The organism is Mesorhizobium sp. WSM4823, assembly GCF_055811195.1.
Window position 1 is genome coordinate 461,177 of sequence record NZ_JBVVQL010000002.1, and the last position, 17,153, is coordinate 478,329.

Sequence of the window (17,153 nt, forward strand, 5' to 3'; positions counted from 1 at the left end):
CTTCTTCCTATTCGCTACTCACTATTCGCTCAACTACCGCTTCGCAATAGGCACGTAATCCCGTTCCGGCGCACCTGTATAGAGCTGGCGCGGACGGCCGATCTTCTGGTGCGGATCCTCGATCATCTCTTTCCACTGCGCGATCCAACCGACTGTGCGGGCGACCGCGAACAGCACGGTGAACATTGTGGTGGGGAAGCCCAGCGCCTTGAGCGTGATGCCCGAATAGAAATCGACGTTCGGATAAAGCTTCTTCTCGATGAAATAGGCATCGGTCAACGCGATCTTTTCCAGCTCCATGGCGATGTCGAGCAGCGGATCGTCCTTGATGCCGAGTTCGCCCAGCACCTCATGTGCGGTCTTCTGCATGATCTTGGCGCGCGGATCGTAGTTCTTGTAGACGCGGTGGCCAAAGCCCATCAATCGGAACGGATCGTTCTTATCCTTGGCGCGGGCGATGAATTCCGGGATGTGGTCGACATGACCGATCTCGCCCAGCATGTTCAGAGCGGCCTCGTTGGCGCCGCCATGCGCCGGTCCCCACAGGCAAGCGATGCCGGCAGCGATACAGGCAAACGGATTGGCGCCCGACGAGCCGGCGAGGCGGACGGTCGAGGTCGAGGCGTTCTGCTCGTGATCGGCGTGCAGGATGAAGATGCGCTCCATCGCACGCGCCAGCACCGGGTTGATCTTGTATTCCTCGCACGGCACGGCGAAGCACATATGCAGGAAGTTGGCCGCGAAATTCAGCTCGTTCTTCGGGTAAATGAAGGGCTGGCCGATGTGATATTTGTAGGCCATCGCCGCTATCGTCGGCATTTTGGCAATCAGCCGCATCGATGCGACCATGCGCTGGTAGGGGTCCGAGATATCGGTGGAGTCGTGATAGAAAGCCGACAGCGCGCCGACCACGCCGCACATCACCGCCATCGGATGCGCGTCGCGGCGAAAGCCGGTGAAAAAGCGTGACATCTGCTCGTGCACCATGGTGTGGCGCGTCACCCGGTAGTCGAAATCGTCCTTCTGCGCCTTGGTCGGCAATTCGCCATAGAGCAAGAGGTAGCAGACTTCGAGGAAGTCGCCATGCTCGGCCAGCTGGTCGATGGGGTAACCGCGGTGCAAAAGAATGCCGGCATCGCCATCGATGAAGGTGATTTCCGACTCGCAGCTTGCCGTCGACGTGAAGCCGGGATCGTAGGTGAAGGCCCCGGTGGTGCTGTAAAGCGAGCCGATGTCGATGACATCTGGTCCGACCGAACCGCTTCGCACCCTGAGCTCGTGAGTTTTGCCGCCGAATTCAAGTTTTGCAGTCGATGCTTGGGTTTTGCCGCCAAATTCCATCTTTGTCGCAGCTTCGGACATTGCAAACTCCTTTTGGTTTTCTCACTGCCGGCAAGGCAATATATCTGCAACGCAACACGTCGAAAGGATCGGAGTTCGCGCGTTTGCGCCCGCTTTTGGATTTGCGTGCCAAATTGGGCCAAGACCTAATGTTGCACTGCGAAACCCGCCTTTCAATGCCAATCTTCTTGGGCCAGTTTTGCTAATCGATTTGATCGGATATGCGCGCCAGGCTTTCGTCGCGGCCAAGCACGGCAAGCACATCGAACACGCCGGGCGAGGTGCTTTTGCCGGTCAGCGCGGCACGCAGAGGTTGGGCCACGGCACCGAGCTTATGACCGCCTGCCAGAGCATATTCGCGGATCGCAGCCTCCGCGGCGGCGGCCGTCCAGTCACCTGAAACTGCCTTCAGCACCGCGTGGGCACCCCGCAGGATCTCGCGCGCCTCACCGCTGAGCAGCGCTGCCGCCTTCTCGTCGATCGGCAGCGGCCGCTCGGCGAACAGGAAGCCGGCGCCGTCGACAAGCTCGACCAGCGTCTTGGCGCGCTCCTTCAGGCCTGGCAGCGCTGCAAGCAATTGCGCCTTGCGCGTGTCGTCGAGGCGCGTTGCGATCGCCGGGCCGCCTTCGAGATAGGGCAAGGTGGCGATGAAGATATCGAGCAATTCGGCGTCGCTCATCCGGCGCATATGCACGCCGTTCAGGGCCTCCAGCTTGGCGAAGTCGAAACGAGCGGCGCCCTTGTTGACGTCGCCGATATCGAACCAGGCAATCATGTCCTTGATCGACATCACTTCGTCGTCGCCATGGCTCCAGCCGAGCCGCGCCAGGTAGTTGAGCAGCGCCTCGGGCAGATAGCCCATGGCGCGATAGGCCTCGACACCGAGCGCACCATGTCGCTTCGACAGCTTGGCGCCGTCGGCGCCGTGGATCAGCGGAATATGCGACATCGACGGCACGTCCCAGCCCATGGCTCGATAGATCACCATCTGGCGGGCGGCGTTGGTCAGATGATCGTCGCCGCGGATGATGTGGGTGATGCCCATGTCATGGTCGTCAACGACGACAGCATGCATATAGGTCGGATTGCCGTCCGAGCGCAGGATGATGAAATCGTCGAGATCCTTGTTGGGGAAGCGCACCTCACCCTGCACGAGATCATCCACCACCGTCTCGCCCTCGGTCGGCGCCTTGATGCGGATGGCGCCCTTAACGCCCGCAGGCGCCTCCGACGGGTCGCGATCGCGCCAGCGTCCATCGTAGCGGGGAGGGAGCCCCTTGGCCCGCGCGCTCTCGCGCATCGCCTCCAGCTCGGCTGGCGTCGCATAGCAATAATAGGCCTTGCCCATGCGCACCAACTCCTCGGCCACCTCGCGGTGGCGCGGCGCGCGCTCGAACTGCGATACCGGCTCGCCGTCCCAGGTGAGGCCGAGCCAGGAGAGTCCGTCGAGGATGGCAGCGGTTGCCGCAGCCGTCGAACGCTCACGATCGGTGTCCTCGATGCGCAGCAGCATCGTGCCGCCGGTGTGTTTCGAATACAGCCAGTTGAACAGCGCCGTGCGCGCCCCGCCAATATGCAGGAAGCCGGTGGGCGAGGGGGCAAAACGGGTGACGACCTTGTCGGACATGGAACTCTCGGGCAGGCGCAGGAAACGGATGTGGTTGCGCGGACTTTCGCGCGTCGCGCGTTCATGTAGCATAGGAGGTCAAGGGCGCAAGGGGCAGACCCGATGGCTGGACCAGGCCGCGGCGTGAACGAGAGCGAGGGCGCGGTCGCAAGCGTCAGCGAACGATCGCTGTTTGCCGACGTTCCTCACGCCGAGCCGCTACCCGTTTCGTTGCCTGGGTCGCACCCGGGCATCCAGCCTCTTTCGCCAGCCCGCTCCGCGCCAATACCCAGTCCAACACCCGGGCTTGTCGTTGGCTTCCGCCGACAGTTCCGTCGCCTCGCACCATCCGCTGTCCGCAACAGCGTTGTTTCGGCGGCCGGCATGGAACTCGACCGCGGCGTCGCCTTCCTGCTGGTGCCGGTTTTCCTGGCATCCGGCGTGATCGTCTATTTTTCGCTTGCCGTGGAACCGGGCTTTCCCCAACCCATCGCCGTCGTGGTCCTCACGGCATTGTGTGCAGCGGTCACGCGGTCATGGCGCAAAACGCATTTGTGTTTCATGGCAGCGTTGCTGTGCGCACTCGGTGTGCTCGCCGCCAAGGTTGAAACCTGGCGCGCGGGAACGCAGATGCTCGGTTCGGTAATCCAGACCCAGCTCACCGGCCGCATCGTCAGGCTCGACCAGATGGCGAACGGCCGGATCAGGCTGACCATCGACGTGATATCGACCGCTCGGCCGACACTGCGTTATGCACCGGAACGTGTCAGGGTTTCGGCACGCAAAACTCCCGCCGAGATGACCGCAGGCTCGGTGGTAACCGGCTATGTGAGGCTTCTGCCTCCGACTGGCCCGGTTAGGCCGGACAGCTATGACTTCTCCTTCGACAGCTATTTCGCCGGTATTGGCGCCAGCGGCTTTTTCCTCGGCAATCCGAAGATCGTCGCTTCCGAGGATGCACCGTTAGCCGCGCGCCTTTCCGCCTCGATCGAAAAGGCGCGCGAAAGCATCGCCGACCATATCAGGGACAGCATCGGTGGCGCCGAGGGGGAGATTGCCGCAGCGCTGATCGTCGGCGTGCGTGCCGGCATCCCCGAAGAGATCAACGAATCGATGCGGCGCACCGGCATCTATCACATCATCTCCATTTCCGGCCTGCACATGGCGCTTGTCGCCGGCACCATCATGGGATTGCTGCGCGGCGCCTTTGCGCTGTTTCCCGATTTTTCGTCGCGCAGGCCGGTCAAAAAATATGCGGCCGGCGCCGCACTCGTTTCCATAGCTGCCTATCTCATTTTTTCCGGTGTCGTGGTCGCGGCTGAGCGCAGCTTCATCATGTTGGCGGTGATGCTTGTCGCCGTGCTGTTCGATCGGGCCGCACTCACCATGCGCAATCTGACGATTTCAGCGATCGCCGTCATCGTCGTGTCGCCGCACGAGGTGGTCGGCCCCAGCTTCCAGATGTCCTTCGCCGCGACCGCAGCCCTCGTAGGCGCCTATGCAGGCTGGTCAGACTATCGTGCCGACAAGGCCAAGGCGCCGCCGCAGCGACGGTCACCGGTCGCTTTCGTCACGCGGAAACTCCTCGCTGGGACAGGTGCAATCGCAATGACCTCCATCATTGCCGGCAGCGCCACCGCGCTTTTCGCCATCTGGCACTTCCAGCGCGTCTCGCCGCTCAGCCTGTTCGCCAATCTGGCCGTCATGCCGATCGTCACGGTCGTCATGTTCCTGGCCGTCGTCAGCGCCTTGGCAATGCCTTTCGGCCTCGACGGGCCTTTCCTCTACATGATGGGCAAGGGGCTGACGGCGATGATTGCAATATCGGGATGGATCTCCGAGCGTTCGCCGGTCGATGCAGTCGGGCTGATTTCGTTGCAGTCGGTTCTGATGGTGACGGTCGCCCTGGTCATTGCCACAATGGCGACGACATGGTTGCGGCTTGCGGCACTTCCCTTTGCGCTCGCCGGCCTGCTAACGATTTCCGAGACACGCACCCCCGACGTGCTGATCTCGGAGGACGCACATCTGGTGGCGCTGCCGATCGGCGGCGGCGAACTTGCCATCAACCGAGTGCGTTCGAACGAATTCACCACCGACAATTGGAAACATGCGCTGATTTCAGCGACCATTGTCGAGCCGGAGACATTCGAAAAAGGAGACGTGCGGTTCGACATCGCCGATCCGGCCGACCTGCCGCCGGGATCGCCTTTCTACTGCACTGACGGCCTCTGCATCGCCCGGCATCCGTCCGGCGCGATCATCGCGCTCGCCGATGACCGCAAAACCGCGCGGCCAGCCTGTGGCTTTGCGGATTTGATCGTCATCGACGATGCCACGGCCTATTATAATCCCTGCCGCAACCCGCTGGTTCTCGTCGTCACCAAACGCCAGCTCGCTCGCATGGGCAGTGCCGCCGTTTTCTTCGACCCGCTATCTGCGACGACGCGCGCAGAAATCCGTTTTGCCGTCGAACAGCCATATAGGCCCTGGCATGAGCAGCGGAGATTCTCGCGCGAGGCGAGGGGCTTGCCGCCATACCGCAAGGCCGAGAAACCCGGGAAAGCTGTCGCTCAGTAACGCCGGATCAACCCGACCAGCTTGCCTTGCACCTTGACCCGGTCCGGCCCGAATATGCGCGTCTCATAGGCCGGATTGGCGGCTTCCAGGGCGATCGAGGCGCCTTTGCGGCGGAACCGCTTCAGCGTCGCTTCCTCCTCGTCAACCAGGGCGACAATGATCTCGCCAGGTTGGGCGGTGTCGGCGTTGCGGATGATGACCGTATCGCCGTCAAAAATGCCGGCCTCGATCATCGAATCACCTTTGACCTCCAGCGCGTAGTGCGCGCCGCCGGTGATCATGTCCGGTGGCACCGAGATCGAATGCGTCTGGTGCTGGATGGCATCGATCGGCACACCGGCAGCGATACGACCCATCACCGGGATGGAGACGGTGGCGACAACGTCGTCGTCGTTGCCGGCCGCAGGCATGCGTGAAGGCGCCGGCTTGATCTGCCGCCCGAGGCTGCCCTGCCCATGGCTGCTCTGCCCAAGGCTGCCCTGAATGACGCTCGGCGAGAATTTGCGCGCCGCATTGAGGCCGGGCGCGATCGAATCGGGCAAGCGCAGCACTTCCAGCGCGCGAGCGCGGTTGGGCAGCCGGCGAATGAAGCCGCGCTCCTCCAGCGCCGTGATCAGCCGATGAATACCCGACTTGGAGGCGAGGTCGAGCGCTTCCTTCATCTCGTCGAACGATGGCGGAATGCCGCTTTCCTTCAGCCGCTCGTGGATGAACATCAACAGCTCATGTTGTTTGCGTGTCAGCATCGCGACCCCCAACAGAATCAGAAAAACAAACCCAGAACAAACACTATCTGTTCCAGTTGTGTTCCGCAACTGTTTAAAGTTTAATGAATGCGTTGACGGTTTGTTCAGCGTAACATCAGCACGCTGCAGGCGGCGCCTGTCGCGGCTGGGGGTGCAAATGGCTCACGCACGATCAGCCCGTTCGCGTCGGCCAGCATCCTGAGCATCGAGGAATCCTGGATGCCGAACGGCGTCGCCGTTAGCGTGCCGGCGTCTTCCTTCACCACCGCGCGTACATAGTCCTGCCTGAGATCGTTGGCCGGCATGGCGGCGCCGAGCCGCGCCTGACGCATGTCCTGCCGGTAGGCGCGGCCGCCGAGCCGCGCAAGCAACGGCTTCAGGAAAAGCTGTGTGCAGACCAGGCTCGCCACTGGATTGCCAGGCAGGCCGATGCAGCGGACGTCGCCCAGCCGGCCGAACATCAGCGGTTTGCCCGGCCGCATGGCGATCTTCCAGAAATCGAGCGTCATGCCTTCGCCAGTCAGCACGTCATGGACAAGGTCGTGGTCGCCGACTGAGGCGCCGCCCAGCGTGACGATGACGTCGGCTCCTGCATCGACCGCTTTTTTCACCAGCGCGGCGATCGCCTCCTTGCGGTCGGAGGCGATGCCGAGATCGAGCGCGTCGGCGCCGACCAAGCGGGCTGCGGCGGCGACGCCATAGGCATTTGACGAGATGATCTGGTCGGGGCCAGGCTCGCTGCCCGGCGGCAGCAATTCGTCGCCGGTAGCGATGATGGCGACCAACGGCCGTTTCACCACGCTGACCTGCGGATGGTTGGCCGCCGCCGCCAGCGACAACGCCGCCGGATCAAGCAGGCGGCCTTTCTCCAGCAGAACGTCGCCCTTTGAGAAGTCAAGCCCGAGGCGGCGGATGTTGCGGCCCTCAACCGTCGAAGCGGTCACTTCGATGCTGCCACCGCCGAGGTCGCGGACATTCTCCTGGATAACGATGGTGTCGGCGCCTGCGGGAAGCGGCGCGCCGGTGAAGATGCGCACGGCCTCCACCGGGCCGACTGTTCCGGCAAAGCCGCGTCCGGCCGGCGCTATGCCGATCACCGAAAGTGTTGCCGGCACGGCGGCGACATCCTCGACCCGCACTGCATAGCCGTCCATGGCGGACGCGTTGAAGGGCGGCTGGGTGCGGAGCGCCGTGAGCGGCTCCGCCAGCACGCGGTCGGCGGCGTCCATCAGGGCGACGCTTTCAGCTCGCAAGGGCGCAGCATCTTCAAGCAGGCGCTCTAGCGCCTCGGCGACCGGAAGCAGCGCCATTATTGGCCCGCCTCTTGGGCGCCTACCTTGTAGTCGCCGGATTTGCCGCCGGTCTTTTCCACCAGCCTGATGCCGGAGATCACCATGGCGCGGTCGACCGCCTTGGCCATGTCGTAAATGGTCAGGCAAGCGACCGAGACGGCGGCCAGCGCCTCCATCTCGACGCCGGTCTTACCGGTGACGCGGGCCAACGCCGTGACCTTCAGGCCGGGCAGCGTCGCGTCCGGTTCGATGTCGACGGATATCTTGGTCAACAGTAGCGGATGGCAGAGCGGAATCAGCTCATGCGTCCTCTTGGCCGCCATGATGCCGGCGATGCGCGCCGTACCGAGCACGTCGCCCTTCTTGGCGTCGCCATCGAGGATCATTTTGAGCGTCTCCGGCAGCATCGAGACGAAACCCTTGGCGATCGCCGTGCGCGTCGTCTCCGCCTTGTCGCCGACATCGACCATGTTGGCTTCGCCTGTCGCGCCAAGATGGGTGAGGGCAGCCGCCATCGTCAGATGGCCTTAAAGCGACGTGCGTCCGTTTGGACGCACATAGTACGCTCTAGCACGCTGGATTTATGCATCGTGCTCTCCGAAAATCGATTCCGATTTTCGGGCCGATGCATGAGCCGGTGCCTTGCCCGTCAAAAGCAGGTGCGTTGCGGCAGCCACGTCCTGTTGCCGCATCAGGCTCTCGCCGACAAGGAAGGTGCCGATGTCGCTTTTTTCCAGCCTGCGGCAGTCCTCGTGCGAGAAAATACCGCTCTCGCTGACCAGCAGGCGGTCGGCCGGCACCATCGCCGCGAGCCGCTCCGAAGTATCGAGACTGGTTTCGAACGTCCGGAGGTTGCGGTTGTTGATGCCGATCAGCCGTGACGACAGTTTCAGCGCGCGTTCCGTCTCGACCTCGTCATGCACCTCGACCAGCGCGTCCATGCCGAGTTCGAAAGCTGTCGTTTCGAGCTCCCTGGCCATGGCGTCATCGACGCTCGCCATGATGATCAGGATGGCATCCGCGCCCCACGCGCGGGCTTCGAACACCTGATAAGGCTCGAACAGAAAATCCTTGCGCAAGGCGGGCAATGTCACGGCGTTACGCGCATCGGTGAGGAATTCAGGCGCGCCCTGGAAGGACGGCGCGTCGGTCAGCACCGAAAGGCAGGCGGCACCACCTTTCGCATAGGCCTTGGCCAGTGTCGGCGGATCGAAATCGGCGCGAATCAAACCCTTGGACGGGCTCGCCTTCTTGATCTCGGCGATCAGCGCGAAACTGCCGGATTTGCGCTTGGCTTCAAGGGCCGAAAGAAAGCCGCGTGGCGCATCGGCGTCTTTCGCCCGCGCCTTGATCTCGGCAAGCGGCACGCGCGCCTTTGCCGCCGCGATCTCGTCGCGCTTGTAGGCTTCGATCTTGCGCAGAATGTCAGACACGGCTCTATCCGTTCGAAATCTCGACCAGTCGGTCGAGTACTTGCAGCGCGCGGCCGCTGTCGATGGCTTGCGCCGCCGTCGCCATGCCGTCGGCAAGCGTCGTCGCCTTGCCCGCCACCACCAGTCCGGCGCCGGCGTTCATCAGCACCGTGTCGCGAAAGGCGCCGGCAGCGCCGCCCAGCATGTCGCGCAGCGCCTGGGCGTTGTAGGCGGCGTCGCCGCCGCGCAATTCGTCCTTGGTGTGACGCTTCAGCCCGACCGCTTCCGGGGTCAGTGTGAAGCTGCGGATCTCGCCGCCGACCAGTTCGGCCACTTGGGTTTCACCGGTGGTGGTAATCTCGTCATAGCCGTCGCCATGGGCGACCCAGGCGTGGTCGGTGCCCAGCGCCTTCAACGTCTCGGCCACCGGCATGATCCACTCCGGCAAGAACACGCCGACCATCTGTCTGGCAACACCGGCCGGATTGGAGAGCGGACCAAGCAGGTTGAAGATGGTGCGGGTGCCGAGCTCGACGCGGGTCGGGCCGACATGCTTCATCGCCGGATGATGCGCCGGCGCGAACATGAAGCCGACGCCTGCATCGTGGATGCAGCGGCCGATCGTTTCCGGCGGGATATCAATCTTGACGCCGAGCGCGGTCAGCACGTCGGCGGCGCCGGTCTGCGAGGACAGTCCGCGGTTGCCGTGCTTGGCCACCGGCACCCCGCAGGCGGCGATGACGAAGGCGGATGCGGTCGAGATGTTGACGCTGTGCGAATTGTCGCCGCCGGTGCCGACGATGTCGATGGCGCCAGCGGGGGCATCGACGCGCAGCATCTTGGCGCGCATGGTAGCGACGGCGCCGGAAATCTCGCTCACCGTCTCGCCGCGCACGCGCAGCGCCATCAGGAAGCCGCCGATCTGGCCGGGTGTCGCGTCGCCCGACATGATGATGTCGAAGGCCTCCCGCGCCTCCTCGAAGGAAAGGGCGTTGCCGGCCGCGACCTTGGCAATATGGGACTTGAGCGCGCTCATCTGGTCAGGGCTTGGGCAACGGCGGTCTGGTCGATGCGAACGTCGTATTGCGTCTGCAACTGCGCCACCAACTGGTCGAGCAGGTCGCCGGACATGCCGGAGGTGAAGGATTTCTGCGCGTCGTCCGGTACCGAGCTGGCGTCGGCTCCGGCAGGCTCGAAGACTTCGGCGATCTTGAACAGGATCTGTCCGTCGCCGGTGGGCGAGGGGATCAGCCCGGTCCCGCCTTCGCCTTCACCGAACATCGCCGCGGCTCCTTCTTTGCCGAAATCGACGTCGTCCGCCTCGCGCTTGACGCCGCGCTTGGTCTTCTTCTCGAGCTTGAGCTCGCTCGCGATCACATCGAGCGTGGCGCCAGCATCGAGACGCTTTTCGAGTTCGTTCGCTTTTGCGGTGAGCCGCTTGGTCGTTTCCGCTGCCGTCCAGTCGGCCACTACCTTCTGGCGGACTTCCTCCAGCGTGCGGTCGCGGGCCGGCGTGACCGAATCCACCTCGTAGAACACGAAGCCGTTGCCGGCGGTGGTGAGGTCGGGATTCTCGGCGCCGGGTTCGGCGTCGAACACCGCTTTGATGAGATCCGGCGATTCCGGCAGGTCGTTGACGACGGTGCCGTCCGGCCTCTGGCCGGTGCGATCGATCGCGTCAATGGTGACGACCTTCAGCTTCAGCTTTTCGGCAGCTTGCGCGAGCGTGCTGCCCGAAGCGCGCATATCTTCGTAATTGTCATGCACATCAAGCAGAATGCGGCTCGCCTCGCTCAGCGCCAGATCCTTGCGGATCTCAGCGGACACTTCGGCCAGCGGCTTCACCACTTCGGGCTTGATGTCGGTGACGCGCAGCAGCACCGGACCAAAAGCGCCCTGAACGACCGGGCTGACCTCGTTGGCGTTGAGCGCGAAGGCGGCGTCTGCCACCGCCTTGTCGGCGATCTTGTCCTTGGTCAGCGTGCCGAGCAGCGTGTCGGCTTGCGTCTTACCCTCGGCGGCAACGATCTTGTCGAAAGTTGCGCCGGTCCTGAGTGAATCGAGCGCTGCCTTCGCGGCATCAGGCGTCTTGAACACGAGCTGTTCGATGGTGCGCGTTTCCGGCGTGGTATAGCGCCCCTTGTTCTTGTTGTAGTCCTCGCTGACCTGTTGGTCGGTCACGGCGCTCAGATCCATAATGTCTTCCGGCTCGAGCCTGACATAGGAGAATTTGCGGTATTCGGGCGCCGCATAAGTCTTCTTGTTTTCCTCGAAATAGGCCGAAAGCGCGCTGTCGGATGGCGCTTCAATCGGCTCGACCAGCGATTTCGGTAAGGTCACATAGTCGATGGTGCGGTCCTCTCCACGATAGAGTGCCACCGCCTTGAAGAAGGTATCCGGAACCTTGAGGCCGTCCGAAACCGCCTCGACGATCTGCTGGCGCACAGCTTCCTGGGCGCGATTCTTCAGATAGTCTTCCGGCCGCATACCGACCTGTTGCAGAATGTATTCGAACGTTCTCCTGTCAAATCTGCCGCCGGGACCCTTGAAGGCCGGGTCTTCATGGGTGAGTTGGGCCAGCCGGTCCTTGGACAGTCCAAGCCCGAGCTTGCGGGCCTGTTCATCGAGGACTGCACCCGACACGAGTTGCACCAGGACCTGGTTGTCGAGGCCAAGCGCCGTCGCCTGCTCGCGGCTGATGCGCTGGCCGAATTGCTGCGACATCACGCTGATCTGGCGATCATAGGCGAGGCGATACTCATTGATCGACACTTTGGTGCCTCCGGCCGTGATAACCGCGTCGTGACCTGCAAAACCACCCGCCACCTGCCCGGAAATGCCCCAGACGAGAAAACTCAACACCAACAATATCAGCAGCGCCTTCGCGACCCAGGTCCCCGCCGCGTTTCTCAAGATACCAAGCATGGTCACTTCCGATTTTTGCGCATTTTCGCATGCGCCGAGTCTGAAACAAGCGCAATAGCGTCCTTCCGGCCCACTGTCGATTGCTTTGTGGGCTGAGTTTGCTAGTGAGGACACAGCCGAATATTGCCCGGAGAAGCAAATCCCATGACGCCAGGAATCCGCCCGCTGGTCGCAGGCAACTGGAAAATGAACGGCACCAGTGCCTCACTCAACGAACTCAGGATGATCGGCAACGGCTTCATGAGCGGACTCGATGCTGAGACCGAAGCGCTGGTCTGCGTTCCGGCGACCCTGCTTGCGCACGCTGCAGAGATTTTGTCGCGCACGCCGGTCCGGGCCGGCGGCGAGGATTGCCACACCAAGGAGAGCGGCGCCCATACCGGCTGCATTTCGGCCGAAATGCTGAAAGATGCGGGCGCCAGCCACGTCATCGTCGGTCATTCCGAACGCCGCGCCGATCACAATGAGGACGACGCCATTGTACAGGCCAAGGCGTCCGCCGCGTGGCGTGCCGGGCTGGTGGCCATCATCTGCATCGGTGAGACGAGAGCCGAGCGTGAGGCGGGCGCTACGCTCGACGTGCTGTCGCGCCAGATCGCCGGCTCGGTGCCGCCCAACGCCACGGCGTCGAATACCGTCATCGCCTACGAGCCGGTATGGGCGATCGGCACAGGACTGACGCCGACCGCCGCCGACGTTACCGAGGCGCACGTGCATATCCGCGAAAAACTGTCGGAAAAGCTTGGCAGCGCAGCGGCGAAGATGCGCATTCTCTATGGTGGCTCGGTCAAGCCGTCGAACGCCGTCGAACTGCTTGGCGTGAAAAATGTCGACGGCGCGCTGGTCGGCGGCGCCAGTCTGAAGGCGGCGGACTTTCTCGGCATCGCCGAAGCCTATCGAAATATATCGTAGCACCCAGCCCTGTCGGGCTAGGATAGGCAGTGCCGCAGCGGAAATCGTTGCAAAGGGCGCATTGCTTCCCATATTCCGGCTGCGGGCTTGGAAATGCCATCAAAGCATTGTATTGAGCCGCCTCCAAATCACCGGTCGTATCCACGGCCGGGCAAGGCTTTGCCAGGATAAACTATGGAAACCGTACTGATCGTCGTCCACCTCATGGTCGTGCTCGCTCTTGTCGGCGTGGTGCTGCTGCAGCGCTCCGAAGGCGGCGGCCTCGGCATCGGCGGCGGATCGGGCTTCATGACCGCGCGCGGCGCTGCCAACGCGTTGACACGGGCGACGGCGATCCTGGCGGCGGCTTTCTTCGTCACCTCGCTGACGCTGTCGATCATCGCCCGTTACGGCGAGAAGCCGATCGATATTCTCGATCGCGTGCCGGCGGCGAACGGCGCGGGCGGTGGCGTGCTCAACCAGTTGCCTGGCACTACGGCGCCTGCGCCGCCTTCCGGCAACACGGCACCGACGCCGCCTTCCGGCAATGATGCAGCAGCGCCGGCTCCCACTGCGCCGCCTGCCGCGGATTCGACCACGCCGCCGGCCACAAACGGCGCCACGGCGCCGGTGACGCCGCAGGTTCCAAACCAGTAATCAACGGACGTCCGGCGCCGCGATCTGTTGTTGTTTGAACACAGTCGCGGCAAATGCCGCACGATCACGCAGATTCGACCGGGCACGGCACGACGCGGCGCTTGAGGCGACTTCGATTAATCGATTATAGATTGCGCGCGGCACTTTCGGGGTCCTTGGGGGACGCCGGGCGACGCCGTGGGCAACAAGCATTGAACGATCGGATCTTCGCCATGCAGCTTCGCAGCTTCATTTTAGCCGGCCTTTGTGCCGCGCTCAGCCTTGGTGCGCCCGCTTACGCGGCCATGCCGGCGGGCAATTCGGCCTCTAAGGCCGCAGTGACAACGGATGTCGTCAACGTCGCCGCCAAAAGCGATACGGCGCAACTTAGGCTCCTCAAAAAGAAGAAAAAGCCGACTTCGGACGATCTTGCCCAGATCGGCAAGCTCGAAGCCAAGATCGCCGCCGACAAGGAGGCCGCTCGAGCCAAGGCGATCGAGGCCAGGAAGCTGTCGATGCGCGAGGCGGCCAAAGCCAAGGCCGACGCGGAACGGCAGGCATTTCTTGCCAAGAAGGGCCTTGCCCAGAAAGATAAGCCTGCTGCCCAGCTGGCTGACGTCAAGCCGGCTAAGAACAAGGCCGTCAAGATCATCGAACCGGTTCAACCCCTCGTACCGATCCAGTCGGCCGAACCAGTTTCCGCCGAGGCCATGAACGTTGCGCTGGTCCGCAACAATGGCGAATTGCGCAGCGAGGCGATCGGACAGAAACCGCAGAGCGTCGGGCTGTTCGCCGGCCTGTTCGGCGGCAACGCCTCGTCCTCTTCGATGTCGCTGCTCCCCGAGACGCGCGCTCTTGACGCCGCACTCGCCAGGAAGGAAGCCAAAAAACAGTTCACGGTAAAGCCGGAGTTCGTGCCGCAGAGCGTGGAGTTCACCGGCTACAATCCCGGCACCATCGTCATCGATACGGGCGCGCGCCGCCTCTATCTCGTCGAATCCTCGTCGACCGCCCGCCGCTACGCCATCGCCGTCGGCCGTGAGGGCTTGCAGTTCAAGGGCACGGTCGCAGTTGGCGATAAGCAGGAATGGCCGCGCTGGATCCCGACGCTCGACATGCAGAAGCGCGAGCCGAAGAATTATGGGCGGTACAAGGACGGCATGCCCGGCGGCGGCGACAACCCGCTCGGCGCGCGCGCCATCTATCTCTATGAGGGTAAGAAGGACACACATCTGCGCATTCACGGAACCATCGCGCCGCAGTCGATCGGAACGAGCGCCTCCAATGGCTGCTTCCGCATGATCAACGAGCATGTCATGGATCTCTACCGCAGGGTGAAAGTCGGCACCAAGGTCGTCATCATCTGACGTTTTAAACGATACTGCCGAAGGGCCGGCTACGCCGGCCCTTTTGTTTTGCTCGCCCGTCACGCCTTCTTGGGAAAAAGCCTTCGCGGCGCTTTTTTCTCTGGCGGAATCAATTCGGCCGCGTTAAGCGATGACTCCCATGGCGCGATATGTATTCATCACAGGCGGCGTGGTTTCCTCACTCGGAAAAGGCATCGCTGCAGCGGCCCTTGGGGCTCTCTTGCAGGCGCGGGGTTACCGCGCGCGCATAAAGAAGCTTGATCCCTATCTCAACGTCGATCCCGGCACGATGTCGCCATACCAGCATGGCGAAGTCTTCGTGACCGACGACGGCGCCGAGACCGATCTCGATCTTGGCCACTATGAGCGCTTCACCGGCCGCTCGGCCAACCAGCAGGACAACATCACCACCGGCCGCATCTACAAGAACATCATCGAGCGGGAGCGGCGCGGCGACTATCTTGGCGCCACCGTACAGGTCATTCCGCACGTCACCGACGAGATCAAGAATTTCGTCCTCAACGGCAATGACGACTACGACTTCGTCCTGTGCGAGATCGGCGGTACCGTCGGCGACATCGAGGCAATGCCGTTCCTGGAGGCGATCCGCCAACTCGGCAACGACCTGCCCCGCAACAACGCCGTCTATGTCCATCTGACCCTGATGCCGTACATTCCGACGGCGGGCGAGTTGAAGACCAAGCCGACCCAGCATTCGGTCAAGGAGTTGCGCGGCATCGGCATCGCGCCCGACATTCTTCTGGTCCGCGCCGATCGCCCCATTCCCAAGGAAGAGCGCCGTAAACTGTCGCTGTTTTGCAATGTGCGCGAAAGCGCGGTCATCCAGGCGCTCGACGTGCCGCACATCTACGACGTGCCGATGGCCTATCACAATGAAGGGCTGGATTCGGAAGTGCTGGCCGCCTTCGGCATCGATCCGGCACCGAAGCCGCGCATGGAACCCTGGCAAGCGGTGTCCAATCGCATCCACAATCCGGAAGGCGAGGTGACCATCGCCGTCGTCGGCAAATACACCGGCCTCAAGGACGCCTACAAATCGCTGATCGAGGCGCTGTCGCATGGCGGCCTTGCCAACCACGTCAAGGTCAAGCTCGACTGGATCGAGAGCGAGATATTCGAGAAGGAGGATCCGGCGCCGTGGCTGGAGAAGGTCCATGGCATTCTGGTTCCCGGCGGCTTTGGCGAACGCGGCGCGGAGGGCAAGATATTGGCGGCGAAGTTCGCCCGCGAACGAAAGGTGCCGTATTTCGGCATCTGCTTCGGCATGCAGATGGCCTGCATCGAGGCGGCGCGTTCGCTGGCCGGCGTCGAGCATGCCTCTTCGACCGAATTCGGCCCGACCGAGGAGCCGGTTGTCGGCCTGATGACCGAATGGCTGAAAGGCAACATGCTGGAGAAGCGCAGAGAGACCGGCGATCTCGGTGGCACCATGCGGCTAGGCGCTTATCAGGCGGACCTCGCCAAGGGCTCGAAAATCGCCGACATCTACGGAGACACGCAGATTTCCGAGCGCCACCGCCACCGCTATGAGGTCAATGTCGACTACAAGGAGCGGCTCGAAGATTGCGGTCTGGTCTTTGCCGGCATGTCGCCGGACGGCGTGCTGCCGGAAACGGTCGAATACCCCGACCATCCCTGGTTTATCGGCGTGCAGTACCATCCCGAGCTGAAAAGCCGGCCCCTCGACCCGCATCCGCTGTTTGCCAGTTTCGTCGAGGCGGCGGTGGAACAGTCGCGGCTGGTCTAGAAGGCCGACGGGCCGCACCATGCAAACTTACGTCGCGCTGCTCTACAGCATCGTCCTGGGTGAAGGACGCCGGGTCGTGATGTCCGATCTCAGGGCCATGGCGGACGGCCTGGGGCTGGACAACCCGCGCACGCTGGTAGCGACCGGCAATCTGGTCTTCGAGGCGAAAGAGACAGAAATTGCCGCGCTCGAACACCGGCTGGAGACGGCGTTCGAAAGAACATTCGGCCGCCATGTCGACATCGTCGTGCGCCGCGCGGATGACTGGCTGGCACTTGCGGCGAGCAATCCGTTTCCGTCCGAATCGGTCGCCGCTGCCGACCAGGTGGCGGTGCGCGTGATGAGGGCGCCTGTTTCCCCTGAAGCGGTCCCCGCGCTGCAAGCCTATGTTGGCCAGGACGAAAAGCTGCTGGCGGTCGGTGGCGATCTCTGGATCGTCTTTTCCCGCGAAACGCCGAGTTCGCGGCTGCTTGCGGCGGTGAGCCACAAACGTCTCGGCATCGGCACCTCGCGCAACTGGAACACAGTGCGTCGCTTGGCGGAAATGGTCGTGAAGTAAAACGGGGCGGCTCGCGCCGCCCCGAATCCG

General features: G+C 63.0%; 14 protein-coding genes. 6 read left to right on the forward strand and 8 right to left on the reverse strand.

Going from position 1 to position 17,153, the window contains the following annotated elements:
* Positions 1-33 precede the first annotated feature (33 nt).
* Positions 34-1,362, reverse strand: a complete 1,329-nt coding sequence (gene gltA / locus AC0L26_RS07140; protein WP_473631909.1) for a citrate synthase — start codon at positions 1,360-1,362, stop codon at positions 34-36.
* A 181-nt stretch (positions 1,363-1,543) separates the two neighbouring features.
* A complete protein-coding gene (gene gltX / locus AC0L26_RS07145) occupies positions 1,544-2,968 on the reverse strand; it encodes a glutamate--tRNA ligase (RefSeq protein ID WP_473631910.1) in 1,425 nt (474 codons plus the stop codon).
* 102 nt (positions 2,969-3,070) lie between these two features.
* On the opposite strand from gltX, the gene AC0L26_RS07150 reads away from it, so the two are divergent.
* A complete protein-coding gene (locus AC0L26_RS07150) occupies positions 3,071-5,527 on the forward strand; it encodes a ComEC/Rec2 family competence protein (protein ID WP_473631911.1) in 2,457 nt (818 codons plus the stop codon).
* Here AC0L26_RS07150 and lexA read toward each other — a convergent pair.
* The 6 genes from lexA to AC0L26_RS07180 all read right to left on the reverse strand — a co-directional run bounded on the left by lexA (position 5,521) and on the right by AC0L26_RS07180 (position 11,902).
* Entirely contained in the window at positions 5,521-6,273 is a 753-nt protein-coding gene (gene lexA / locus AC0L26_RS07155) for a transcriptional repressor LexA (RefSeq protein ID WP_352929915.1), read from the reverse strand. The genes AC0L26_RS07150 and lexA overlap by 7 nt on opposite strands.
* 104 nt (positions 6,274-6,377) lie before the next feature.
* Positions 6,378-7,583 carry a molybdopterin molybdotransferase MoeA gene (locus AC0L26_RS07160; RefSeq protein WP_473631912.1) on the reverse strand — a complete coding sequence of 402 codons (1,206 nt, stop codon included), beginning with the start codon at positions 7,581-7,583 and terminating at the stop codon, positions 6,378-6,380.
* Positions 7,583-8,080 carry a cyclic pyranopterin monophosphate synthase MoaC gene (gene moaC, locus AC0L26_RS07165; RefSeq protein ID WP_473631913.1) on the reverse strand — a complete coding sequence of 166 codons (498 nt, stop codon included), beginning with the start codon at positions 8,078-8,080 and terminating at the stop codon, positions 7,583-7,585. The genes AC0L26_RS07160 and moaC overlap by 1 nt, the downstream gene beginning before the upstream one ends.
* A 66-nt stretch (positions 8,081-8,146) precedes the next feature.
* On the reverse strand, positions 8,147-8,998 hold the full coding sequence (gene trpC, locus AC0L26_RS07170; protein WP_473631914.1) for an indole-3-glycerol phosphate synthase TrpC: 852 nt from the start codon (positions 8,996-8,998) through the stop codon (positions 8,147-8,149).
* Between the two features lie 4 nt (positions 8,999-9,002).
* Positions 9,003-10,013 (reverse strand): anthranilate phosphoribosyltransferase, encoded by a 1,011-nt coding sequence (trpD, locus tag AC0L26_RS07175; RefSeq protein ID WP_473631915.1) that lies wholly within the window; start codon positions 10,011-10,013, stop codon positions 9,003-9,005.
* Positions 10,010-11,902, reverse strand: coding sequence for a peptidyl-prolyl cis-trans isomerase (locus AC0L26_RS07180; protein ID WP_473631916.1), 1,893 nt, complete (start codon positions 11,900-11,902; stop codon positions 10,010-10,012). Before AC0L26_RS07180 ends, trpD begins: the two co-directional genes overlap by 4 nt.
* 144 nt (positions 11,903-12,046) lie before the next feature.
* On the opposite strand from AC0L26_RS07180, the gene tpiA reads away from it, so the two are divergent.
* From tpiA to AC0L26_RS07205, 5 genes are all read left to right on the forward strand, one after another.
* Entirely contained in the window at positions 12,047-12,814 is a 768-nt protein-coding gene (gene tpiA / locus AC0L26_RS07185; RefSeq protein WP_473631917.1) for a triose-phosphate isomerase, read from the forward strand.
* Positions 12,815-12,988: 174 nt separating this feature from the next.
* Positions 12,989-13,450 (forward strand): preprotein translocase subunit SecG, encoded by a 462-nt coding sequence (gene secG / locus AC0L26_RS07190; protein ID WP_352929935.1) that lies wholly within the window; start codon positions 12,989-12,991, stop codon positions 13,448-13,450.
* 212 nt (positions 13,451-13,662) lie between these two features.
* Complete coding sequence (locus tag AC0L26_RS07195; RefSeq protein WP_473632146.1) at positions 13,663-14,796, forward strand: L,D-transpeptidase; 1,134 nt, start codon at positions 13,663-13,665, stop codon at positions 14,794-14,796.
* A gap of 130 nt (positions 14,797-14,926) precedes the next feature.
* The gene (locus AC0L26_RS07200; RefSeq protein ID WP_473631918.1) at positions 14,927-16,564 is read left to right on the forward strand and encodes a CTP synthase; all 1,638 of its coding nucleotides are present in this window, start codon (positions 14,927-14,929) and stop codon (positions 16,562-16,564) included.
* Positions 16,565-16,583: 19 nt separating this feature from the next.
* Positions 16,584-17,123, forward strand: a complete 540-nt coding sequence (locus AC0L26_RS07205; RefSeq protein WP_473631919.1) for a DUF1697 domain-containing protein — start codon at positions 16,584-16,586, stop codon at positions 17,121-17,123.
* Positions 17,124-17,153: the final 30 nt, after the last annotated feature.